16 protein-coding genes are annotated in these 18,519 nt (G+C 71.9%); 1 reads left to right on the top strand and 15 read right to left on the bottom strand.

From position 1 onward, the window contains the following. The first annotated feature begins 220 nt into the window (after window positions 1-220). Window positions 221-1,015, top strand: a complete 795-nt coding sequence (locus tag CP980_RS05800) for a tyrosine-protein phosphatase (RefSeq protein ID WP_150530139.1) — start codon at window positions 221-223, stop codon at window positions 1,013-1,015. Window positions 1,016-1,207: 192 nt separating this feature from the next. On the opposite strand, the gene CP980_RS05805 is transcribed toward CP980_RS05800, so the two are convergent. The 15 genes from CP980_RS05805 to CP980_RS05875 form a co-directional block, all read right to left on the bottom strand. Further along, window positions 1,208-2,590, bottom strand: a complete 1,383-nt coding sequence (locus tag CP980_RS05805) for an aspartate aminotransferase family protein (protein ID WP_150492849.1) — start codon at window positions 2,588-2,590, stop codon at window positions 1,208-1,210. Further along, entirely contained in the window at window positions 2,587-3,615 is a 1,029-nt protein-coding gene (gene hpnH, locus CP980_RS05810; RefSeq protein WP_150492851.1) for an adenosyl-hopene transferase HpnH, read from the bottom strand. Before hpnH ends, CP980_RS05805 begins: the two co-directional genes overlap by 4 nt. Before the next feature lie 5 nt (window positions 3,616-3,620). Next, a complete protein-coding gene (locus CP980_RS05815) occupies window positions 3,621-4,307 on the bottom strand; it encodes a phosphorylase family protein (RefSeq protein WP_150492853.1) in 687 nt (228 codons plus the stop codon). Continuing rightward, window positions 4,307-6,265 carry a squalene--hopene cyclase gene (gene shc, locus CP980_RS05820; RefSeq protein ID WP_150492855.1) on the bottom strand — a complete coding sequence of 653 codons (1,959 nt, stop codon included), beginning with the start codon at window positions 6,263-6,265 and terminating at the stop codon, window positions 4,307-4,309. Before shc ends, CP980_RS05815 begins: the two co-directional genes overlap by 1 nt. A 118-nt stretch (window positions 6,266-6,383) precedes the next feature. Further along, complete coding sequence (locus CP980_RS05825) at window positions 6,384-7,484, bottom strand: polyprenyl synthetase family protein (protein WP_373312773.1); 1,101 nt, start codon at window positions 7,482-7,484, stop codon at window positions 6,384-6,386. A gap of 50 nt (window positions 7,485-7,534) precedes the next feature. Continuing rightward, entirely contained in the window at window positions 7,535-8,914 is a 1,380-nt protein-coding gene (hpnE, locus tag CP980_RS05830; protein WP_132759511.1) for a hydroxysqualene dehydroxylase HpnE, read from the bottom strand. Between the two features lie 151 nt (window positions 8,915-9,065). Then, window positions 9,066-10,037 carry a presqualene diphosphate synthase HpnD gene (gene hpnD, locus CP980_RS05835; RefSeq protein ID WP_189998363.1) on the bottom strand — a complete coding sequence of 324 codons (972 nt, stop codon included), beginning with the start codon at window positions 10,035-10,037 and terminating at the stop codon, window positions 9,066-9,068. Next, entirely contained in the window at window positions 10,034-10,969 is a 936-nt protein-coding gene (gene hpnC / locus CP980_RS05840) for a squalene synthase HpnC (protein WP_150530140.1), read from the bottom strand. The genes hpnD and hpnC overlap by 4 nt, the downstream gene beginning before the upstream one ends. Window positions 10,970-11,311: 342 nt before the next feature. Then, a complete protein-coding gene (locus CP980_RS05845; RefSeq protein ID WP_132759509.1) occupies window positions 11,312-12,094 on the bottom strand; it encodes an ABC transporter ATP-binding protein in 783 nt (260 codons plus the stop codon). After that, the gene (locus CP980_RS05850) at window positions 12,087-13,022 is read right to left on the bottom strand and encodes an ABC transporter permease (protein ID WP_099888692.1); all 936 of its coding nucleotides are present in this window, start codon (window positions 13,020-13,022) and stop codon (window positions 12,087-12,089) included. Before CP980_RS05850 ends, CP980_RS05845 begins: the two co-directional genes overlap by 8 nt. Before the next feature lie 128 nt (window positions 13,023-13,150). Further along, window positions 13,151-14,023, bottom strand: a complete 873-nt coding sequence (locus CP980_RS05855) for a glycosyltransferase family 2 protein (protein WP_132759581.1) — start codon at window positions 14,021-14,023, stop codon at window positions 13,151-13,153. An 8-nt stretch (window positions 14,024-14,031) separates the two neighbouring features. Beyond that, entirely contained in the window at window positions 14,032-14,811 is a 780-nt protein-coding gene (locus tag CP980_RS05860; protein ID WP_132759508.1) for a CDP-alcohol phosphatidyltransferase family protein, read from the bottom strand. Beyond that, window positions 14,789-15,850, bottom strand: coding sequence for an iron-containing alcohol dehydrogenase family protein (locus tag CP980_RS05865; RefSeq protein WP_099888695.1), 1,062 nt, complete (start codon window positions 15,848-15,850; stop codon window positions 14,789-14,791). The genes CP980_RS05860 and CP980_RS05865 overlap by 23 nt, the downstream gene beginning before the upstream one ends. Next, a complete protein-coding gene (locus tag CP980_RS05870; RefSeq protein ID WP_150492857.1) occupies window positions 15,838-16,590 on the bottom strand; it encodes a phosphocholine cytidylyltransferase family protein in 753 nt (250 codons plus the stop codon). Before CP980_RS05870 ends, CP980_RS05865 begins: the two co-directional genes overlap by 13 nt. Next, complete coding sequence (locus CP980_RS05875; RefSeq protein ID WP_150492859.1) at window positions 16,587-18,368, bottom strand: DUF5941 domain-containing protein; 1,782 nt, start codon at window positions 18,366-18,368, stop codon at window positions 16,587-16,589. The genes CP980_RS05870 and CP980_RS05875 overlap by 4 nt, the downstream gene beginning before the upstream one ends. Window positions 18,369-18,519 lie beyond the last annotated feature (151 nt).

Below are 18,519 nucleotides of genomic sequence, written 5' to 3' on the forward strand. Positions count from 1 at the left end.
TTCCGGTCACCCTCCGTCCATTCCCCGGCGCCAACAACCGCTCCGGCCGGGCCATTCGACTTCGGTGATCAGGCACTCACGGTCACCGTATGATCTGGCTCACGGGGCCGGGTCCGATCTCGCCTCCGGCAATGGCAAGTTGGTGCCAAGTAGCGTAATTCGGACAGACCGCCACGATGCGGAGGAGTGCCCCGTGACCCAGCAGATACCCCGGCCCGCACTGACGGAGCCCGTACCCGAGCCCGAACTCGAAGGAGTGCGCAACTTCCGTGACGTGGGCGGGTTGCCGACCACCGACGGGCGCCGGGTCAAGCCGGGAAAACTGTTCCGTAGCGGACATCTGGCACATGCCACCGAAACCGATGCAGAATTCCTCGCATCGCTCGGCCTGCACACCATCTTCGACTTCCGCAACAACGCCGACCACGCCCTGGAGGGGCTCGACGTGGAGCTCCCCGGCGTACGGAACGTCAACATCCCGCTGTCGGATCCGGCCGACGGCAAGGAGTTCTGGAAGATGGTCCGCGACGGAGGGGTCGAACAGCTCCGCGGGCTCCTCGGCGACGGAAAGGCCGCCGACCGGATGGCCGACTCCTACCGCGCGATGATCGAGAACCGCACCGCCGAGCACAGCCGGGTCGTGCACGCCCTCGCCGAGGACAGCGTCCCGGCGCTCATGCACTGCGCGGCCGGCAAGGACCGGGCCGGCCTGTCGATCGCCGTCACCCTGCTCGCACTGGGCGTCGAGCGCGAGGCGATCGTGGCGGACTACCTGGAGTCCAACGCCCCGCACCGGCGCTACCGCGTGCGCCGCGGCAGCGAGGCGCCCGAGGCCCGCTCCCCCGAGGTGATGGAGCTGCTCGCGCCGCTGTTCGACGCCCGCGCCGAGTACCTGACCGCCGCGTTCGACGCGATCGACACGTACTGGGGCGGGGTCGACCGGTACCTCGCCGAGGGCCTCGGACTCTCCTCCGAGACCCTCGGCAGGCTGCGGGACCGGCTGCTCGACCGCTAGGTCGTGTCGTCAAAGTCCCGTCTGGTCGGCGGGGTCTGGCACGCACGCTCGCCGCGTTGTCGTCGGTCACCGACGCTCCGCGTCGATTCCCTCCTCCGCCTTGCGATCGCACGCACCAGACCCCGCCGACCACCGCCCTGACGGGCGGCCGACGCCACTTCGACGACACTCCCTAGCCCGTGGAGCGGGCCGTCAGCCGCCGCCGACGGCCTGCTTCACCAGCGTCCTGCCGAAGTCCCACATGAGGGCGCCGCCGCCGTGCGCCTCGTCCATGACCTCGCGGAAGGCACCGACGAACCGGTCGACGTCCCGCTCGTCCACGATCAGCGGCGGGATGAGCTTGATGACCTCCAGGTGGTCACCCGACACCTGCGTCAGGATCCGGTGCTTCTGCAGCAGCGGCACCACGACCATCTGGGCGAAGAGCCCCTTGCGGGCCGCCTGGAGCATGGTCCACCGGCTGCGCAGTCCGAGCGAGGACGGCCGACCGAACTCGATGCCGATCATCAGTCCGCGCCCGCGCACCTCGTGGAGCAGCTCGTACTCGTCGACGAGCGCCGCGAGCCGCCCGCGCAGCAGGTCGCCCATGGCGCGTGCGTTCGCGACCACCGACTCCTCCTCCATCACGGAGAGCACCGCCAGCCCGGCCGCCATCGCCTGCGCGTTGGAGCCGAAGCTGGCGGAGTGCACGAGCACCCGGTCCATGGACGAGTAGACCTTCTTGAAGATCCAGTCCTTGCCCAGGGTGGCGCCCACCGGCACGTAGCCGCCGGAAAGGGCCTTGGCCACGCACACCAGATCCGGCTCCACGCCCGGCTCGTGCTGGTACGCGTAGAAGTCGCCGGTCCGGCCGAGCCCCGTCTGCACCTCGTCCGCGATCAGCAGCGCCTTGTGCCGGCGCAGCAGCTCCTGCGCGGCGCGCAGGAAGCCGGGCGGGGCCGCGAGCACGCCCTTGCCCTGGATCGGCTCGACGACGAAGGCGGCGACGTCGCCCCGCTTCAGCTCCCGCTCCAGGGCGGCCAGGTCCCCGAGGGCGATCTTCGTATCGGGCAGCAGCGGCGCGAACCCGTCCCGGAACCCGCCCTCGCCGTTGACCGACAGCGAGCCCGTGGTCAGCCCGTGGAAGGCGTGGTCGCAGTACAGGATCCTGGGCCGGCCCGTGGCGTACCGGGCGAACTTCAGGGCCGTCTCCACCGCCTCGGTGCCGCTGTTGCCGAAGAAGACCCGGTCCAGGTGCGGACTGTACGAGAGCAGCTTCTCCGCCAGCAGCCCGGGCAGCGGCTGGCAGTCGAACCGGGTCAGGTCGGCGAGCTGGGCGTCCAGGACGTCGTGCAGGGCCCTGCGGACGACCGGGTGGTGCCGGCCCAGGCCCATGACCCCGAACCCGGCGAGCATGTCCAGGTAGTCGTTGCCCTCGGCGTCCCAGAAGTGCGCGCCCTCGGCCCGTACGTAGACCTTGTCGAAGCCGATCGTGTGCAGCATGCGCGGCAGCTGGTGGTTGAGGTGGCGCGCGTGCAGCTCGTACCGTTCCCCGCCCCGCTCGTCGAGCAGGGCGCGGAGGTCGAAGCCGGTCACTGCTTCTCCCGGTTCCCCGAGACCGTCTCGCGGGCGGCGCGCAGGGATTCCTTGAGAGAGCCCATGGTGGCCAGGACGGCGGTGGGCTCGTACCCGCAGTGCGCCATGCAATTCGCGCAGCGCGGGTCCTTTCCACGGCCGTACTTGCTCCAGTCGGTCTCCTCGATCAGCTCCCGGTACGTCGGCACGTAGCCGTCGCTCATCAGGTAGCAGGGGCGCTGCCAGCCGAAGAGGGAGTAATTGGGAATGGCCCAGGCGGTGCAGGGGAAATCCACCTTGCCTTCCAGGAAGTCGAGGAAGAGCGGGGAGTGGTTGAGCCGCCAGCGCCGCCGGTTGCCGCCCGCGAAGGCCTTCCTGAAGAGTTCCCGGGTCTGTTCGACGCCCAGGAAGTGCTCCTGGTCGGGGGCCTTTTCATAGGCGTAAGCGGGCGAGATCATCATTTCGTCGACCTTGAGGTCGTCATTGAGGTAGTTGAGCACCTCGATGATCGTCTGCGGGGTGTCGGTGTTGAAGAAGGTGGAGTTGGTGGTGACCCGGAACCCGCGCCTCTTCGCCTCCTTGATGGCGGCGACCGCCTCGTCGAAGACGCCTTCCTTGGCCACCGACTCGTCGTGGCGTTCGCGCAGTCCGTCGATGTGCACCGCGAACGCGAAGTACGGCGACGGGGTGAACTTCTCGATCTTCTTGCGCAGCAGCATCGCGTTGGTGCACAGGAAAACGTACTTCCGCTTGGCCACCAACTGCCGGACGATCTCGTCGATCTGCGGGTGCATCAGGGGCTCGCCGCCCGCGATGGACACCATCGGCGCGCCGGACTCCAGGACGGCGCCGACCGCCTGGGCCACCGGCATGCGCTGCTTGAGCACGCCCGCCGGGTGCTGGATCTTCCCGCACCCCTCGCAGGCCAGATTGCAGGCGTAGAGCGGTTCCAGCTCGACGATCAGCGGGAACTTCTCACGCTTGCGGAGCTTCTGTTCGAGAAGATACGTCCCGACCCTGATGGACTGTCGCAGCGGCATGGCCATCTGGCTCACCTCCTGGGGAGCAGAAAAGAACGGTGCCAGTCATAAAACGCGGGCAGTACGGCACGCAATACGCGGAAGGCCGATATTCCACCGCGGAGCGTGCCGATGCGGACGAGCTCATGCTCCGGAGCGTCCACGATCACCCGGACGGCCGCAACCGGACGGTTCCAGCCATCGGCGGCGGCCTCCTCGGCGGTCCACAGGGTGGCCGCGGACTCCATGTCGACCGCGATGGCGCCGGTGGCGCGCAGCTCGGCGCGCTCCTGGCCGCGGACGACGTGGTCGGATCCGGTCAGTGCGCCGGTGTGCACGGTCCGGCCGGGAGCGGCCCGGGCCAGTGCCTCGGCGAGCAGGGCGGTGCCCTCGCAGGCGACGGTGCCCCGCGGATCCCGGGTCTCCTCGGCGACGACGAGGTCGCCGGGGCTCATGCCGGGGACCAGCCCGGCGCAGAAACCTGTGGCCAGGACGGGGGCCCGGGCCAGCCCGGGCCGGGCGAGCGCCCGGCCGACCGCCCGCTCGGCTGCGCGCGGGCCCATGCCCGTGCGCAGCACGGCGTAGCCCGGTTCGGGCCGGGCGGCGCCGCGGCCGCCGCCGCTGCGCAGGGCCGCCTGCTCGATGCGCAGCGCGCAGGCGACCAGCAGCGGGGCGGGCGCCCCGGACGGTCGGGGGCCTTCGGCCCGGGCTGCGGCCATCAGGCCTCCCCGGGCGCGAAGGGGTCCCCGTACAGATAGCGGCCGAGCGCGGTGAGCGGGAAGACCTGCCGGTACAGGTGGTAGTTGATGGAGAAGTCCCAGGGGAAGCCGGTTCCGGTGAAGTACGGCTCGTCCCAGGAGCCGTCCCCGCGTTGGGTCTCCACCAGGTGCGCGATGCCGCGCCGGACGGCCTTGCCCTCCCGCTCCCCCGCCGAGAGCAGGGCCATCAGCGCCCAGGCCGTCTGCGAGGGGGTGGAGGCCCCCTTCCCGGCCCACTGCGGGTCCTTGTAGGAGCGCTGGTCCTCGCCCCACCCGCCGTCCTCGTTCTGTACGGATTCCAGCCAGCGCACCGCGCGGCGGATCGCGGGGTGCGCCGGGGCGAAGCCCGCGGCCGCCAGCGCCGGCACCACCGACCCGGTCCCGTACACGTAGTTGGTGCCCCAGCGGCCGAACCAGGCGCCGGAGGGCTCCTGTTCGGCGAGCAGCCAGGCGATGCCCCGCCGGGTGCGCGGGTCGGCCGCCTTGCCCTCGACGGCGAGCATCTCCACGACGTGGGCGGTGACGTCGGCCGAGGGCGGGTCGATGACCTCGCCGAAGTCGCAGAACGGCAGCCGGTTCGGGAAGGGGCTGGTGTTGTCGGCGTCGAAGGCGCCCCAGCCCCCGTTCCCGGACTGCATCCCGAGGTTCCACGAGACCCCGCGGGCGATGGCGGCCTCGACCCGGGCCGGCTCCGGATGCTTGATCCGGCGCAGCGCGAGGACCACTTCGGCGGTGTCGTCGATGTCGGGGTAGGTGTCGTTGTGGAATTCGAACGCCCAGCCCCCGGGGGCGAGTCCGGGTCGGCGCACCGCCCAGTCCCCGGTGCGTACGATCTCCTCGCCGAGCATCCAGTCGGCGGCCTTCACCAGGGCCGGGTGGTCGGGTTCCAGGCCCGCGTCGACCAGGGCGATGGCGGCGAGGCAGGTGTCCCAGACCGGTGACTGGCAGGCCTCGATCATCCGGGCGCCGTCCTCGCGCCACACCGCGAACCGGTCGAGGGACTCCAGCCCGGCCCGCATCACCGGGTGGGCGAGGTCGTACCCGAGCAGGTGCAGGGCAATGACGGAGTACACGGCGGGTGGCTGGATCCCGCCCCAGCAGCCGTCGTTCTCCTGGCGCTCGATGATCCAGCGGGCGGCGGTGTCCATCGCGGCCTTGCGCAGCCGGCGCGGGGCGAACCGGCGGTAGACGTGCAGCGCCTTGTCCATCCGCTGGAAGGCGCCCTCCCAACTGGCCAGCGGCGCAGGCCGCTTGGCCGCGGGGTAGGGCCGCCGCGCGTCGGTGTGCAGCTCGTCCAGGGCGAACGGGGCCGGGCGTACGGGCCGCTTCGCGGAGACCACGGTCAGCGGGACGATGGTCTGGCGGGCCCAGCAGCCGAAGTCGTAGATGTTCAGCGGCACCCACGGCGGCAGGAAGACCAGCTCGGGCGGGAGTTCGGGCAGGTGGTCCCAGCTCCACCAGCCGAACAGGGCCAGCCAGATGCGGGTGAAGACGCGTGCGGCGGCGATCCCGCCGTGGGACCGGATCCAGGCGGAGGCGCGGGCCATGTGCGGTGCGTCGGGCGCGTCACCGGCGAGCCGCAGGGCGACGTACGCCTCGATGGTGGCGGAGAGTTCGGGCGGTCCGCCGTGGAAGGTGGCCCAGGTGCCGTCCGTACGCTGCTCGCCGCGGATGAAGAGGGCGGCGGCCTGCGTGGTGGCCTCGTCCCCGATCCCGAGGAACTGGCGCAGCAGGAGGTCCTCGGCGTCCATGGTGACGTTGGTCTCCAGGTCGCCCTTCCACCACCCGGCCGCGTCCTGGCGGGCGAGCAGGTGCCGGGTCGCGCGCGCGGCGGCCTCCTGCGCACCCTGCACCGTCTCCGGTGCGGTGATCCCCGGATCGGCGCCGGGGGTACCGGCGCCGTCGGTCGTCGCTGTCATGGCTTCCCCTTACGTGGCAGTGAACCTCTGCTGTGCTGGGGGTACGCCGTCGGCCGGGCGCCCCCGTCAGGGGGCGCCGGCCGGCGACTCGCGCGTCATATCCCTGCCCGGGTGGCGGTCACCTCTTGCGCACGACGACGAAGTCGGCGAGCGCGACGAGCTGTTCGCGCACCCGCTGCGGCATGTCCACGTCGTCCAGCGCGCGGATGGCGATCGCGTGCTGGCGGCGTGCCTCCTGGGCGGTCCACTCGCGCCCGCCCGCGGCCTCGATGAGCGCGGCGCGCGCCGCGAACTCCTCCTCCGAGAAGTTCTCGAAGTCGTTGCTCTTGGCGTCGGCGGCGAGGAGCCGTCCGAGCTCCTCGCAGGCGGGCCCGCCCGCCGCGAGGGCGGCGACGACCGGCAGGGACTTCTTGCGCTGGCGCAGGTCGCTCCAGGTCTGCTTGCCGGTGGCCTCGGGGTCGCCCCAGATGCCGAGGAGGTCGTCGACGGCCTGGAAGGCGAGGCCGAGGTGGTAGCCGTACTCCTCCAGCTTGTCGGCGGTGCGGTCGTCCGCGCCGCCGAGGACGGCGCCGATGGAGACCGCGCAGGCGAGCAGGGCGCCCGTCTTGTTGCCCTCCATCTCCAGGCATTCCTCGACGCTGACGCGCTCGCGGTGCTCGTAGGAGATGTCCTGGGCCTGGCCGTCGATGAGCTTGCGGCTGGCGGTGGTCAGCCGGCGCGTGGCGCGGCCGGCCTCGACGGTGCCCAGCTCCAGCAGCACCTCGTTGGCGAGGGCGAAGAGGGCGTCGCCGACGAGGATCGCCAGCGCCGGGCCGTGCACCTTCCACACGGTGTCGCGGTGGCGGCGCTGCTCGTCGCCGTCCATGAGGTCGTCGTGGAGCAGGGAGAAGTTGTGGACGAGCTCGACGGCGACGGCGCCGGGGATGCCGACCTCGGCCGAGGCCCCGGCGGCTTCGGCGGAGAGCAGCGCGAGGGCGGGGCGCACGGCCTTGCCGCCGTCACCGTCCGCCGCGTTGCCCTGGGCGTCGATCCAGCCGAAGTGGTACGCGGCGACGGTGTCCATGGGCGCCGCCAGCCGGTCGACCGCGGCGCGGAGCACGGGGGTCGACAGGGCGCGGCCGCGCTCCAGGAGTGCCAGCGTGTCCGCCTTCTCCACGCCCCCTCCGGCTGCGCCGTTGCCGGCGTCCGTGTTCTCGACAGCCGGATTCCCCGGGTTCACTGGCTCTCCTCTGTGTCCTGTACGTGCTGCTGCGTTCGTGCTGGTGGTCGTCATGCCGCCTCCTGCAGGGGGTGCTCCCGGTGGCGGCCGAGTGCGGCGAGCGCGGCGTGCGCCGCGCTCAGTCCGCTGCGGACAGCGCCCTCCATGGTCGCGGGCCAGCCGGTGGCGGTCCACGCACCGGCGAGGTAGAGGCCCGGCGTGTCGGTCCGCGCGCCGGGGCGCAGCCGGCCGACGCCGGGGGTGGGGGCGAACGTGGCGGTCCGCTCCCGGGTCACGAAGAAGTCCCGTACCTTGGCGCCCCGCGCGGCCGGCAGCAGCCGTTCGAGCTCGGGCAGGTACTTGGTGCGCAGCACCGAGACGGGCTCGTCGATGTCGTCCTGGGCGGCCGACTGGGACAGCGCCAGGTACTGGCCGCCGTCGGGCAGCCCGGAGGCGTCGGTCCGGTCGAACACCCACTGGACCGGGGAGCCGAGCGCGGCGAAGAAGGGCTGCCTGAGCACCTTGCGGTCGTAGACGACGTGGACGTTGAGGATGGGCGCGGTGCCGATGTCCAGGAGCTTGTCCGGGTCGGCGAGGGCGCCGGGCGGCAGCAGGCCGTGCGCCTCGCGCTGCGGGACGGCGAGGACGACCGTGCCGGCGTCGAGGGACTCGCCCTCGGTGTCGACCCGCCAGTTCCCGTCCTGGGTACGGGAGACGCGGGTCACCCGGGTGCGCAGTTCGGTGCGTACGCCGGCGGAGTCGAGCTGTTCGCGGGCGAGGGTGTCGTGCAGGTCGCCGAGCGGGACGGTGGCCCAGCCGATGTCGGCGGCGCCGTTCTCGGAGAGCAGGCCGGTCTTGAAGACCATGGCGGCCAGGCCCAGCGAGGAGTGGGCGGCGGTCGCGTTGAGGGTGGCGATGCCGACGAGGTCCCACAGGGCCTCGATGGTGCGCGGGCTCTGGCCCTGGCGGCCGAGCCAGGTCGCGAAGTCCACGCCGTCCAGCGCGGGATCCGCGGGGTCGAGCCGGCGCAGCGCGAGGGCGGCGCGGCCGACGCTCGCCCGCTCGGCGAGCGAGAGGTGCGGGTAGCGGGCCAGGGAGCCCGCGAGGTGCAGGGGTACGGGCAGGGCACTGCGGCGCAGTCGGCCCAGGCGCGGCCCGGCGGGGTGGGCGACGTCGAGCACGGGGACGTCGAGCCGGTCCTGGATCGGGGCGAGGGCGGCTCCCCCGACGCGGTCGAGGAACCACCGGTAGGCGGTACAGCAGCGCAGGTAGACGTGCTGGCCGTTGTCGACGGTGAGTTCGCCGCGCTTGAAGGAGAAGGCGAGGCCGCCCAGGCGCGGGCGGCCTTCGAGCAGGGTGACCCGCATTCCCGCGTCGGCGAGTTCGAGCGCGGCCGTCACGCCGGCGAGTCCGCCGCCGATGACGACGGCGCGCTGTTCGGTCGCGCTCATGCGGCCTCCCCCCTCGTACGCGTACGGCCCGCCGGGGCGGCCGTCCGGGCGGAGCCCGCACGGTGAGACGCGGCGGGCCCGGCCGGGGTTGCCCGCCGGGCGTGCGGCAGCGGAGCGCGCTTCGTGGTGCGCGGCGTCTGCGTCGGGCCCATCAGCCCCGCCTCCGCGTGCTCTGGCGGGAGATGGTCCGGGCGTCGAGGCCGGAGAGTCCGCGGACGGCGACGTACGCCTTCTCGTGCGGGGGCAGCGAGACGCGGCCGCGCAGTACGGCCTCGGGTTCGCGCTCGATGCGGTCGAGCAGGCGGCGGTAGATGCCGGCCATGGCGGCTACGCAGGCGCCGCTGCGCCGGTCGAGCATGGGCAGCAGCCGGTAGCCCTCGACGAACAGGGCGCGGGCGCGCCGCACTTCGTGGTGGACGAGTCCGGCGAAGTCGGCGCCGGCGGGCAGCCGCTCGCTCGCGAACCCGTCGGAGCAGCCGAACTTGGCGAGGTCCTCGGCGGGCAGGTACGTACGCCCGTTGGCGGCGTCCTCGCGGACGTCGCGCAGGATGTTGGTGAGCTGGAGGGCGAGGCCGAGGGTGTCGGCGTACTCGGCGGCCCGCGTGGCGTCGGGGGCGCCGAGGCCGCCGGTGTGCACGGTGCCGAACACGCCGAGGGAGAGCCGTCCGATGGCCCCGGCCACGCAACGGCAGTAGGCCTTGAGGTCGTCCCAGGTCTCGTAGGTCTCGCCGCGGACGTCCATGAGGACGCCGTCGATGAGCTCGTCGAGGCCGCCGAGCGGGATCGGGAAGCGGCGGGCGGCGTGGGCGAGGGCGACGGCGACCGGGTCGGTGTCGTCCTCGTCGATCTCCTCGGCGCGGACGCGTCCGAGCAGGGCGCGGGTCTCCTCCAGCCGGGCCAGCTTGGCCCCGGGGGCGAGCGCGCCGTCGCCGATGTCGTCGACGCGCCGGGAGAACGCGTACAGCGCGGACATCGCCTGCCGCTTGTCGGAGGGCAGCAGCCGGATGCCGTACGCGAAGTTGCGCGCCTGGGAGCCGGTGACGGCCTCGCAGTAGCTGTACGCCGCCAGGACCGCTGCGGACGGTGCGGACGTGTGTGCGGAACCCTCCACGGTCGGGCTCACCCCTTTCTCGGCGCTGTGCGCAGGACGGCGGCCACCTCGCGGAGCAGACCGCTCCTGGTGGGCTTGGGCGGGCCGGGCAGTACGTCGAATCCGGCGGCGGTGACGGCCCGCAGGGCGGCGCGCCCTCCTCCCACGAAGCCCGCGAGCAGCAGCCGGAGCCTGCCGTGCACGCTACCCACGAGCGGGGGGCCCTCATTCAGCAGGTCCCGGGCCCGTTCCGCCTCGAACGCGACCAGGGAGCGTACGGACGCGCCGGCGCGGTGGGCCTTGAGGTCGGTCTCGGCCACGTGGAAGCGGCGCATGTCCTGCGCCGGGAGGTAGATGCGGTCGCGGCCGAGGTCCTCCGCGACGTCCTGTACGTGTTCGACGATCTGCAGGGCGGTGCAGACGGCGTCGGAGCGGCGGATCCGCTCGGGCGTGCTGGTTCCGGTGAGGGACAGCACGAGGCGGCCGACGGGGTTCGCGGAGAGCTCGCAGTACGCGAGGAGGTCGCCGTAGGTGGCGTAGCGCGTGACGCGCTGGTCCCGGCGGTTGGCCTCGATGAGCCCGAGGAAGGGCTCGGGGGTGAGCCCGTGGCCGCGGACCACGGGCTGGAGCGCCTGCAGGAGGGGGTGGCGCGGGGAGCCGCCGGGACCGCCGAAAACACGGTGGAGGTCGGCTTCGAGGGCGTCGAGCATGGCGAGCGGTTCGTCCGCCGCGGCCGGGTCGAGGCCGAGGAGCACGGCGTCGTGGCCCCCGGGGGCGAGGTCGCCGTCGCCGATGTCGTCGACCAGGCGGGCGTACCCGTACACCGCCATGAGGCCGTCGCGCCAGGCGCGGGGAAGGAAGGACGGGGCGACGGGGAAGTTTTCCGTGCGTGCCTTGCCGAGGGTGGCGTACGCCTGCGCTCGGGCGTCGGGGGCTGTGGGGGACGCGTCCCGCCGTGGCCGGATACCGTGCCCGGGGGTCACCGCCCGCCGCCCGCGCGGGGGACGGCCGTGATGCCTGGGGGCCGGAGAATTCCCGTAGCCATTGCCGTCACATCTCCCGTTCTACACTGCCGACCCAATACATCCTATTTCGGACACGCCGCCGGACTTTCCCCGGGGTACCCCAGGCCGTTCACCTGCGGGGAATCGTCCCCTCTGGCGTGATTCAGGACTGCTCCAGCTTACGCTGTACAACGCCGCAGCAGCCTCTCGGGTATTCACCCGGCTACCGAATGTCGGCGCGGACGCCCCGGACATGCCGAAGCCCCCGCCGCTCGGAGCGACGGGGGCCGGCGAGGACCGCGGTCAGGCGCTGGTCGCCTTCTCGTAGGCCGAGACGACTTCCTCGGTGGGCCCGTCCATCAGCAGTTCACCCTTCTCCAGCCACAGCACGCGGCTGCAGGTGTCGCGGATGGACTTGTTGTTGTGGCTCACCAGGAAAACGGTTCCGGCGTGCTTGCGCAGTTCGCGGATGCGCTCCTCGGAACGCACCTGGAACTTGCGGTCACCGGTGGCCAGGGCCTCATCGATCATCAGAACGTCGTGGTCCTTGGCCGCGGCAATGGAAAAGCGCAGGCGCGCCGCCATACCGGAGGAGTACGTGCGCATCGGAAGGGAGATGAAATCGCCCTTGTCGTTGATGCCCGAGAAGTCGACGATGTCGTCGTAGCGCTCCCGGATCTGCTCGCGGCTCATTCCCATCGCGAGACCGCCGAGGACCACGTTGCGCTCACCGGTGAGGTCGTTCATCAGTGCGGCGTTGACACCCAGCAGCGAGGGCTGGCCGTCGGTGTAGACCTTGCCGGACTCGCAGGGCAGCAGGCCCGCGATGGCGCGCAGCAGGGTGGACTTGCCGGAGCCGTTGGAGCCGATGACGCCGATGGCCTCACCGCGGTACGCCGTGAAGGACACGCCGCGCACGGCGTGGACCCGGCGGACGCCCGGGGCGTCGCCCTTGCCCCGGCGGAGTATCTTGCTCAGCGCGGCGGTGGCGCTGCCCTTGCCGGACCGGCCGGCGTTGACGCGGTAGACGATGTGCACGTCGTCGGCGATGACGGTGGGGACGTTGCCCCGGTTGTTCTCAGCCACGGCCGTAACGCTCCTCAGCCTTCCAGAAGTACACGAAACCGCCGAGGCCGATCACGACGGCCCAGCCGACGGCGAAGGCCCAGACGTGCGGCGGCAGGTTGCTGCGGCCGTAGTCGTCGATCAGCGCGAACCGGACCAGGTCCATGTAGATCGCGGCCGGGTTCCACTGGAGCACGTCGGTGACCCACGCGGGCACGTGCCGGTCCTCCAGCGCCCCGCTGATCGAGAACATGACGCCCGAGGCGTACATCCACGTACGCGTGATGAACGGCATCAGCTGCGCGAGGTCGGGGGTCTTGGAACCCATCCGCCCGAAGATCAGCGCGAGGCCGGTGTTGAAGAGGAACTGGAGCGCCAGGGTCGGGAGGACGAGGAGCCAAGCCGGCCTCGGGTAGTTGCCGAAGGAGACCGTGACGATCAGCACGACGATCATCGAGTAGAGCAGCTGCTGGAGCTGCTGCATCGAGAAGGAGATCGGCAGGGAGGCGCGCGGGAAGTGCAGGGCCCGGACCAGGCCGAGGTTGCCGGGGATGGCCCGGACTCCCGCCATCAGCGAGCTCTGGGTGAAGGTGAAGACGAAGATGCCCGTCACCAGGAAGGGGATGTAGACCCCCTTCTCCATGCCGCGGCCGGCGTTCATGATCAGGCCGAAGATCAGGTAGTAGACCAGCGCGTTGAGCAGGGGGGTCGCCACCTGCCAGATCTGGCCGAGCTTCGCCTCGCTGTACTGGGCCATGAGCTTGGCCCTGGAGAACGCCATGATGAAGTGGCGCCGGTCCCAGAGCTGGCGCACGTATTCGGCCAGCGTCGGCCGGGCACCGCTGACGGACAGGCCGTACTTCCTGGCGAGCTGCGCCGGGGTCAGCCCCGCGTCTTCGGACGGCGGCTTGCTCGTGGCGAGGACGCCATCCTGGGTTGTGTCACTCACAAGATGAAACTTTCCGTCTTCAAGATGCGGCAGAAGGTGGCATCGGGCCTGGGCGCTCGGCCCGTGATCATGCAGGCTCCGTGATCGCGTACGTCCCGGGACCACGTATGTTCTCAGACGCGAGCGTCTCAGATGACAGGCGGTCGGCCCAGCCGGGTCAGCCGCCAGACCGTGCGCCACCTCATGGGGCGCCGGGGACCGCAGGGAGTGGTCCATCCCTCCTTGAACCCACCGAACCAGGCCTTGAGCGCCGGGGCCGAGGGTCTGCGCAGGAGCGTCAGCAGGAGCCAGACGCCCAGGTAGACCGGGACCAGCGGAGCGGGCAGGTTACGGCGGGCGAGCCACACCCGGTTACGGGCCACCATACGGTGATAGACGGCGTGCCGGGAGGGGGCGGTCGTCGGATGCAGGAGCACCATGTCCGCCCGGTAGTCGATCAGCCACCCGGCGTCGAGCGCCCGCCAGGCGAGGTCCGTCTCCTCGTGCGCGTAGAAGAACTCCCCCGGCAACCCGCCGACCTGCTGGAACACCGATGTGCGGACGGCGTTGGCGCCGCCCAGGAAGGTGGTCACGCGGGAGGAGCGCATCGGGTCCGAGGCGCGCAGCCGGGGCACGTGCCGCCGCTGGGTCTCACCGGACTCCGGATCGGCGATCCGGAAGCTGACGATCCCGAGCCGGGGGTCCTCGGCGAACGCCTGCCGGCACAGCTCGGCGGTGTCGGTGCGCTCCAGCAGCCCGTCGTCGTCGAGGAAGAGCAGGGCGTCGACCTCGCAGCCACCGGGGCCGAAGGCCTCGATGCCGACGTTGCGGCCGCCGGGGATGCCCAGGTTCTCGGGCAGTTCGACGCAGCGCACGCCCTCGGGGAGCCCGGTGACCCGCACCCCCTGGCCCACGACGACGACCTCGACCGGATCGCCCTCCTGGCGGGCCACCGAGTCGAGGAGCGCCTTGAGCTCGTCGGGGCGGTTGCCCATGGTGATGATCACGGCGCCCAGCCGCATCGGCGTCGTCACTTGAGCCTGCTGGAGGCCAGGATCGACACCAGGTGCAGCACGGTCTGGAGCATCGCGATGCCGGCCAGCACGGCCACGCCGAGCCGGGAGAAGAACAGGTCGCCCCGGACCTGGTCCAGGATCGCCAGGAGCAGGATGAGCAGCGAGGCCTCGATGCCGAGGACGAGCCGGTGGAACTTGAGCGCGGACGCGGCCCGGCGGGCCAGCGCCATGCCGGAGGATCGCGGCTCGGCGGCGGCCTCGGCGACGGGCTCCTTGCCGGTCTGGTGCCGGGCGACGCCGACCAGGTCGGTCTCGGCCTTGATCAGGATGGCGCCGAGGGCCGCGAGGGTGCCCAGGAACGCCCACAGCCAGTCGATCCGGCCGGTGCCCCACAGATCCGAGGCGCGCAGGCCGAAGCCGACGAGGACCGCCGCGTCGCACAGGTAGGCGCCGACCCGGTCCAGGTACACGCCGGACAGCGAGAACTGCTTCTTCCAGCGGGCGACCTCGCCGTCGACGCAGTCGAGCAGCAGGTACATCTGGACGCAGAGCACGCCGAGGACGGCGCCGGCGATGCCCGGCACGAGCAGCGCCGGGGCGGCCAGGACACCGGCGAGCGTCATCACGTAGGTCAGCTGGTTGGGCGTGACCTTGGTGTTCACCAGGACGCGGGTGATGCGCAGGGAGATCTCGCGCATGTACAGGCGACCGCCCCAGTGCTCGCCACTGCGCCGGTCCTTGACGCCCGGCGGATGGACGACGGGCCGGAGTTCAGCTACGGATGGTCTTGGCATAGTCGGCGTAAGCGTCCCTGATCTCGGCTGTGGACAGGTTGAGGTGCTCCAGGATCGTGAAGCGTCCCGGGCGGGTCTGGGGGGCGTACTCGACGGCCGCGACGAACTCGTCCACGGTGAACCCCATCTCGGCGGGCAGCACGGGCAGCCCGTGGCCGCGCAGCGATTCGACGAACAGCCCGGCCTGCTCGTCGGCGCCGCGCAGGAACATCGCGAAGGCGGCGCCGAGGCCGACCTGCTCGCCGTGGAGCGCGGAGCGCCCGGGGTAGAGCAGGTCGAAGGCGTGGCTGATCTCGTGGCAGGCGCCGGAGGCCGGCCGGCTGTCCCCGCTGATCGACATGGCGATGCCGGTGAGCACCAGGGCTTCCGCGAGCACGGTGAGGAAGGTGTCGTCGCCGCAGCCGCCGGGGTGGCGCAGGACGGCCTCGCCGGCCGTACGGGCCATGGCGGCGGCCAGGCCGTCCACCTGCTCGCCGGTGATCTTGTGCGAGAGCTCCCAGTCGGCGACGGACGAGATGTTCGAGAGCGCGTCGCCGATCCCGGAGCGGACGAACCGCACCGGGGCGTCGCGGATCACGTCCAGGTCGATGACCATCGCGATGGGCGTGGGCACGCCGTAGGAGCCGCGGCCGTTGTCGTTGTCCAGCGTGGCCACGGGCGAGCAGATGCCGTCGTGGGCCAGGTTGGTGGCGACGGCCACCATGGGCAGCCCGACCCGCGCCGCGGCGTACTTGGCCACGTCGATGATCTTGCCGCCGCCCAGGCCGACGACGGCGTCGTAGCGACGGCCCTTTATGTCGTCGGCCAGCTTGACGGCGGAATCGATCGTGCCGTCGGCGACCGGGTACCAGTCGGCGTGCGGCAGTACGGGCTCCAGCTTGGCGCGCAGCTGCCGGCCGGAGCCGCCGCTGATCGCGATCGCCAGCTTGCCCGAGGCCGAGATCCGCTGGTCGGCCAGGAGGCCGGCCAGGTCGTCCATGGCGCCGCGGGTGATGTCGACGACGACCGGGGAGGGGATGAGCCTCGTCAGTACTGGCATGCGATCGTCCGGCCCTTGGCGAGGTCGTCGTGGTTGTCGATCTCGACCCACTTGACGTCGCCGATGGGGGCCACGTCGATGACGAAGCCGTCGTTGACGAGCTGCTGGTAGCCGTCCTCGTAGTACAGGTCCGGGTCGCGCTCGAACGTGGTCTTCAGCGCCTCGGCGAGGGCCTCGGCGGCCTCCGGCTCGATGAGGGTGACGCCGATGTACTCGCCGGTGGCCTCGGACGGCTCCATCAGCTTGGTGATCCTCCGGACGCCCTTGGCGCCGTCGACCACGACCTTCATCTCCTCGTCGGCCAGGCTCTTGACCGTGTCGAGGGCGAGGATGATCTTCTGGCCCTTGCCGCGGGCGTCGAGCAGGGTCCGCTCGACGGAGACCGGGTGGACGGTGTCGCCGTTGGCGAGGATCACGCCCTGCTTGAGGACGTCACGCGCGCACCACAGGGAGTAGGCGTTGTTCCACTCCTCGGCCTTGTCGTTGTCGATCAGCGTGATCTTGACGCCGTACTTGGCCTCCAGGGCCTCGCGGCGCTCGTACACGGCCTCCTTGCGGTAGCCGACGACGATGGCGACCTCGGTGAGGCCCACCTCGGCGAAGTTGCCGAGCGTGAGGTCCAGCACGGTCAGGCTGTCCTCGGCGCCTTCGGGGCCGACGGGCACCAGGGCCTTGGGCAGGGTGTCGGTGTAGGGACGCAGGCGGCGTCCGGCACCGGCAGCGAGTACAAGGCCGATCATGCTGGTTCTCCTTCGTCATGTACGGCGGGTGCCCCGGAGGAGACCCAGAAGCGGATGCTCTCCACGAGCACCACGAGTGCCACGAACACGGCCAGGGCCGTGAGCGCGACGGGGAAGTCCGCGGCGCGCGCCGCCAGGGCGGAGGCCAAGGCCGCGGTCAGCAGGACCCGGCCGTCGTGACCGCCGACCGTCCACACCAGCCACCGCGGGGGCGCGCCCGATCCGCCGCGGATGCGGTAGACCGTGTCGTAGTGATGGTAGGCGACCGCCGCGACCAGTCCGAATGCCGCGGGAAGGGCCCCCGGCACGTCCGCTTTGGCGGCGAGGATGAGCACGGTGGTGTACTCGGCGGCCCGGAAGACGGGCGGGACGAGCCAGTCGAGGGCGCCCTTGAGGGGGCGGGCGACGGCCGCTCCGGCGAGTACGGCGTAGAACGCGGCCGCGATGATCACCTGGCGGGCGCCGAACTCGTACGCCCAGGCCGTCCAGAGCAGGGCCACCGAGCCGATCACCGCGGCGGCGATCCCGGCCCCGGGGGCCATCCGGCCCACGAACCGGCCCGCGAGCTCCGCGACGGGGCCGGAGTCGGCGAGGTCGGCCAGCGCCTGGGCGGCGCGGTCCGTCCTCTTCGCCTTGCGGGTCAGCGAGCGCAGCACGCGGCCGGCGGTGGTGTAGAGGGCGCCGAAGGCGCAGCCGATGAGCAGGGCGTAGAAGACGATCCGGGGACTGGTGGCCGCGGTGAGCACCGCGATCATGGCCCAGCGCTCGCCGATCGGCAGGATGATCATCCGCCGGACCCAGACCGTCCAGCCGACGCTGTCGAGCTTGTCGGACAGGGCCGCCGTGGGGCTCGTGTTGGCGGTGGCGTCGTGGTTGGCCTCGTTGAAGGCGAAGTCCACGACGTGGCGGCAGGTCATGAGGATCATCGCGCCGAGCGCGAGGGCCCACACGTCGTCGCCGTTCCTGGCGGCGCCCAGCGCGAGGCCCGCGTAGAAGGAGTACTCCTTCGCGCGGTCGAAGGTGGCGTCGAGCCAGGCGCCCATCGTCGAGTACTGGAGCGAGTAGCGGGCGAGCTGCCCGTCCGTGCAGTCCAGGACGAAGGAGACGAGGAGCAGCACGCCGGCGGCGACGTAGCCGCCGCGCTCGCCGGTGGCGGCGCAGCCGGCCGCGATCAGCGCGGTGATCAGCGAGGCGGTGGTGACCTGGTTCGGGGTCAGGCCGCGGCGCGCGCACCAGCGGGCGATGTAGCGCGAGTACGGGCTGATGAAGAAGGTGGTGAAGAACCCGTCGCGGGACTTCACGGCGGTGCGCAGGCGTACGGCCTCGTCGTCCACGGCTGCGACGGCGGCTTCCGCCGCGGCGCGCTCGGCCTCGGTGGCGGGCACGGCGGCGACCAGGGTGCCGAGCTCGGGGTGCTGCACGGGGGTCCCGGCGGCCTCGACGGCGGCGGCGAGGCGGTCCGCGTAGGGACCGTCGCCCTCGGCGGGGAGGGCCGCGGCCTTCTCCAGGGCCGCGCGGGCCCCCGGCCGGACGGCGAGGGCGCCGGTCACGGCGCAGGCGTCGAAGCGCGGGTCGGTCAGCGCGAGCCGCAGGGCGTGGACGTGCCCGACGAAGGCGCTGTCGACGACGGCGACCCGCTGGTCGGCGGGGACGCCGGCGAGCACCGCGGCGGTCTCTTCAGGACCCGCGGCGGGACGGACGTCGAAGCCGAGGGAGCGCAGCTCGTCGGTGAGCGGTGATCCGGGGACCGGCAGGCCGGTGAGGATGACGGTCGACAGACGGACTCACTCCTTGCAGCGAACACTGGACGGGCGCCCCGGCGGGGGCGGCGGCACGTCGGCAGAGGCTATCGGATGAATGGAAGCGGGGGTTCACCACCCGTTTACTCCCCGATAAGCCGAATATTCCGGGGCTTCGGGCCCCGGCGCG

It is taken from the genome of Streptomyces vinaceus (assembly GCF_008704935.1).
Classification (GTDB): Bacteria; Actinomycetota; Actinomycetes; order Streptomycetales; family Streptomycetaceae; genus Streptomyces; species Streptomyces vinaceus.